The 5,041-nt window shown below is 41.5% G+C and carries 5 protein-coding genes; all 5 read left to right on the forward strand.

What is annotated here, in order from left to right; genetic code table 11:
• The first annotated feature begins 207 nt into the window (after positions 1 to 207).
• Genes DW059_RS14865 through DW059_RS14885 form a run of 5 tightly spaced genes read left to right on the forward strand, consistent with a single transcriptional unit; the run spans position 208 to position 4,935 of the window.
• Positions 208 to 1,614: a sugar transferase gene (locus DW059_RS14865; protein ID WP_117699307.1), complete on the forward strand. Its 1,407-nt coding sequence runs from the start codon at positions 208 to 210 to the stop codon at positions 1,612 to 1,614.
• A 3-nt stretch (positions 1,615 to 1,617) separates the two neighbouring features.
• Positions 1,618 to 2,538: a glycosyltransferase family 2 protein gene (locus DW059_RS14870; protein WP_117699308.1), complete on the forward strand. Its 921-nt coding sequence runs from the start codon at positions 1,618 to 1,620 to the stop codon at positions 2,536 to 2,538.
• 10 nt (positions 2,539 to 2,548) lie between these two features.
• On the forward strand, positions 2,549 to 3,064 hold the full coding sequence (locus DW059_RS14875) for a hypothetical protein (protein WP_117699309.1): 516 nt from the start codon (positions 2,549 to 2,551) through the stop codon (positions 3,062 to 3,064).
• A 3-nt stretch (positions 3,065 to 3,067) separates the two neighbouring features.
• Positions 3,068 to 4,234, forward strand: coding sequence for a beta 1-4 rhamnosyltransferase Cps2T (gene cps2T / locus DW059_RS14880; protein WP_117699310.1), 1,167 nt, complete (start codon positions 3,068 to 3,070; stop codon positions 4,232 to 4,234).
• Positions 4,231 to 4,935, forward strand: a complete 705-nt coding sequence (locus tag DW059_RS14885) for a glycosyltransferase family 2 protein (protein WP_022244441.1) — start codon at positions 4,231 to 4,233, stop codon at positions 4,933 to 4,935. The genes cps2T and DW059_RS14885 overlap by 4 nt, the downstream gene beginning before the upstream one ends.
• The last annotated feature ends 106 nt before the right edge of the window (positions 4,936 to 5,041 follow it).

Here is a 5,041-nt window from a genome sequence, read left to right on the forward strand (position 1 = left end):
CAGAAGGAACTTTTACAATAACACTGATGTATGAAAGAGTAAATATCTACTGTGCAGGACTAAATTCTACCGCCCTGTAGGGCAGTGGAATTTAAAATTTCATTTTAGGCACAGAAAATTAAGAAAGAATTCGGTTGTACCTGCCAGGGTAGGACTGGTATAATATTCCTAAAAAGATGGCTTGTATTGCATAAGAGGGAATAGATTATGTATAAAAAAGAACGAAAAAGCTGGATGAAGCATCTTGACTTTACGATTCTGGATATTATTTGTCTGGAACTTGCATATGCCTTATCCTATTTTATGCGTTTTGGAAGAAAAAATGAGTTTTTAAATGAGGAATATCAGCGATTAGCGGTAGTCCTTATTTTGATTGATATCTGCGTGGTATTTTTCGGCGAATCCTATAAGAGCATTCTGCGGAGAAAGAATACGCAGGAATTTAAGCATGTTGTTGTTCATACAACAATCATTGTTGCTGGAATGATGGTATATGGATACTGGACCAGACAGTCTGACTTTTCCAGACAGATTTTCCTGATGTTCTGGGGACTGTCTATGATTTTTGAATTTGTCGGCCGTTCCGGGCTTAAGAATTTTATTAAGAAAAAGATGATGAATGACAGAAATCTGTCTGCCATGATAGTGGTAACGACGGATGAACTGGTGGAGAGTTGTCTTAAGGAATTTGAAAATCTGCCATACCGGGAATTTGCCGTGCGTGGAGTTGTTGTAGTGGATGCAATGCGTAAGGGAGAAACTATACGGAGCATTCCGGTGGTGGCAAATGCAGATGATTTCTTTGAATATGTAAAAAATAATGTGGTAGATGAAGTATTTATCAATGGCAATACGATAGCCAGCAGCCAGGCACTGGCAGATGATCTGCTGGAAATGGGCGTTACGGTACATTTTAATCTGGTACATGCTTCCAAGCTGATGCCGAATAAAGTAATCGAGCAGTGTGGAAATTATATGGTTTTAACTTCCAGTATGTGTATTGCAACACCACGTCAGTTGTTTTTGAAACGTCTGATGGACATTGTAGGCGGTTTTGTGGGATTGGTGATTGCCGGTATTGCTACCATTATTTTTGCACCGATTATTAAGAAACAGTCACCGGGACCGATTTTCTTTTCCCAGATCCGTGTGGGGAAAAATGGCAGGAAATTCCGCTTTTATAAATTCCGTTCCATGAATGTAAATGCAGAAGAACAGAAAAAAGAGTTGATGGGGCAGAATGAGATGTCAGGGCTGATGTTTAAGATGGAAGATGATCCGAGAGTATTTCCGATTGGCAGGTTCATGCGGAAGTTTTCCATTGATGAACTGCCACAGTTCTGGAATATTTTAAAAGGGGATATGAGTCTGGTAGGCACAAGACCGCCAACGGAGGAAGAATTTGCCGGATATGAGGCAAGGCACCGGGCAAGACTCGGAATTAAGCCGGGACTTACCGGAATGTGGCAGGTCAGTGGAAGAAGTGACATTACGGATTTTGAAGAAGTGGTACAGCTGGATACCTACTATATTACAAACTGGTCACTGGCATTGGATATTAAAATCTTGTTTAAGACCATTCAGGTTGTTGTAACAGGAAAAGGATCGAAGTAAGCAATGGGATTAACGAAAAAGGCTGCATATGCAGTTGGAATGATACGCAAGCATGGACTCCGGGGACTGGCGATTAAAGTAATGGAAACAAAATATGAGCCCATAGACCATGAATATACGAAAAACTGGCAGAATTATATGGTGACAAAAGAAGAATGGAAGGTGCAGCGGAATACGTTGTTTGAACATATGCCGCTGGTTTCTGTTGTAGTACCATTATATGAGACACCGGAGTGCTTCTTACGGGAACTGATAGAGGGCATGCTGGGACAGTCCTATGAAAACTGGGAACTGTGTCTTGCAGATGGAAGCCCTACCGATAAAATCGAACGTTTTCTTGCAGAAAATTATAAAGAGGATGCAAGAATACGTTACCGCAGACTGTTGGAAAATGGTGGGATTTCAGAGAATACCAATGAGGCAGTTGCGATGGCAATCGGTGAATATATCGGATTATTGGACCATGATGATGTGCTGGCTGCCAATGCCCTTTATGAAGTGGTGCGGATGTTAAATGCCCATCCGGATGCACAGGTGATTTATTCCGATGAAGATAAAATTGATGCAGAATCCGGGATACACAGCCGGCCACATTTTAAGACGGATTATAATCCGGAATTGCTGATGCATTATAATTATATCTGCCATTTTCTGGTGGTAAAGAAGACCATGTTAGAGAAGGTGGGGGATTTCAATCCCTGCTATGATGGTGCCCAGGACTATGAACTGGTGCTCCGCTTGACGGAGCAGACGGATGCCATTTATCATATTCGAAAGATTCTTTATCATTGGAGAATACACAGTGGTTCCACGGCAGGCAGTTCCCTGTCAAAGGATTATGCCTATGATGCGGGAAAGCGGGCATTGGAAGCTACGTGCAGAGGCGGAAAATCCCGGCAGAGATTAAAGAAGCCAGGGGCATAATTCTTATGAAGTGATTTATGAACAGGAAGTTCCGGAGCCGGAGCTTATTAATCTTGCGGAAATAAAGGAAAAAGATGCTTTAAATGAATTGGTAGAAAACAGCACAAGGGAATATCTTTTCATTTATGACAGCCGTCGCACCAGATTGCTTGGGGAGAGAGAACGAAAAGAACTGGCACAATATGCCTGCTTAAATAAAGTGGGACTGACAGGTGTCCGGTTTAAAAAACACCGGAAGTTAGTTTCGGCAGGCATTGGCGTATTACCGGATGGAAAGATGGGATATCTTTTTGAAAAACTTCCGGTCTGCTTCAAGGGATATTTCAACCGGGCAGTGCTTCCGCAGAATGTCAGCGCCGTTCCGCTGGAACAGTGTATCATAAAGAAAGAAGCATATCTTAAGGCTGGCGGAATTGTGCTGGATAAAGAACCGTTAGAGAGAGCAATAGATTTTGCCGGACGTCTGAAAAAAGTGGGATATCAGATTATGCTGGATGCAAAACTTACAGCAGTTTATAAGGGATAGAAAATGAAACATGTATTTATTATAGGCAGTAAAGGAATTCCGGCGGCTTACGGCGGGTTCGAGACATTTGTAGAGAATCTGACCGGACAGGCAGTCAGTGAAGACATTCAGTACCATGTGGCGTGTATGTCCGACCATAATGAAGAATTTACTTATCATAATGCGAAATGCTTCCGGGTGAAGGTGCCGGATATCGGACCAGCGAGAGCCGTGTATTATGATTTGGCAGCATTTCGTTACTGCATTCAGAAAATTAAAAAAGAAAAGATAGAGGATGCCGTTGTCTATGTGCTGGCATGCAGAATCGGACCATTTGTGGGGCACTTTAAAAGGCAGCTGCACCGGTTGTCTGGTACACTTTATGTAAACCCGGATGGACATGAATTTATGCGGGCAAAATGGAATAAATGGATTCGTAAATACTGGAAATATTCGGAAAAGGGAATGGTAAAGCACGCAGATTTATTAGTCTGTGATTCAAAGAATATTGAACAGTATATCAGGGATGAATATCATAAATATCAGCCGAAGACCACATTTATCGCATATGGAACACTATCTTATAAAGCAGGTGAACCAACAGAGGATTTACTTGTATGGTATCAGAAGTTTGATATCAGAAAAGAAAATTATTATCTTATCGTCGGGAGATTTGTTCCGGAAAATAATTACGAGACAATGATTCGGGAATTTATGGCATCTGATTCCACAAAAGATCTTGTAATTATTACAAATGTGGAAGAAAATGCTTTTTATGAAAGCTTAAAAGAAAAAACCGGCTTTTTAAATGATAAGCGGATTAAATTTGCAGGAACCGTGTATGATGCTGCATTGCTGGCAGAAATCCGCTACTTTGCTTATGGATATTTCCATGGACATGAGGTGGGAGGAACCAATCCATCCCTTCTTGAGGCACTCAGCACCACAAAACTGAACCTGCTTTTAGATGTGGGCTTTAATAAAGAAGTGGGAGAAGATGCCGCACTGTACTGGAATAAGGAAAACGGAAATCTTGCCACACTGATTCAGAAGGCGGATACTATGGATGAAGCAGAGCGGGAGGAGCTTGGCCGGAAAGCGAAGGACAGAATGAAGAAATGGTATAGCTGGGAAGCAATTGTACAGCAGTATGAAACACTGTTTCTTACAGGAGAGGAAGAGAGAGAATGATATCGGTCTTAGTAGTAACCTATAACGGAGAAACCTATATCAGAGAACAGATAGACAGCATACTTAAAAATATCGGACTGGGTGATGAACTGGTGGTATCGGATGATGGTTCACTGGATACTACGAGGGAAATCCTTAAGTCCTATCAGGAACAGGATGCCAGAATCCGTGTTATGGAAGGACCGGGTGAAGGCGTTATTGCCAATGTGGAAGCAGGACTTAGGGCGTGCCGGGGCGATTATATTTTTCTTGCAGACCAGGATGATGTCTGGATGCCGGATAAAGTAGAGAAAGTCATGGAAGTATTCCGGAGGAAGAAAGCCATGGTTGTGGTTCATGATGCCAGAGTGACAGATGCTGCATGCAAAGAGACACTGATGCCGTCCTTTTTTGTTTACCGCCACAGTGGAAGAGGTGCGATTAAAAATATTATTAAGAATACCTATATGGGCTGCTGCATGGCATTTCGGAAAGAGGTATTGGATGCAGTACTTCCGATTCCGAAGGATGTTACCATGCATGATCAGTGGATTGGTGTGAAATGTGATTTGAAATATCACCGCACGGTATTTTTAAAGGAACCATTGATTCTTTACCGGAGGCATGAAAAGAATGTATCCGATTTTTCTCATAACAGCGTGGGTGTAATGATTAAGAATCGCTTAATTTTTCTGAAACGGATCTTAAGCTATCATGGATAATATTGACACAAAAAGTGTTTTGTTATATATTAATTTCAATTGTTTTGAAAAATGAATAAAAAACTGTTTAACATCAGGAAAATAAGATAATGGAGATGACTTATGA

It is taken from the genome of Roseburia sp. AF42-8 (assembly GCF_003435965.1).
Lineage (GTDB): Bacteria > Bacillota > Clostridia > Lachnospirales > Lachnospiraceae > Roseburia_C > Roseburia_C amylophila.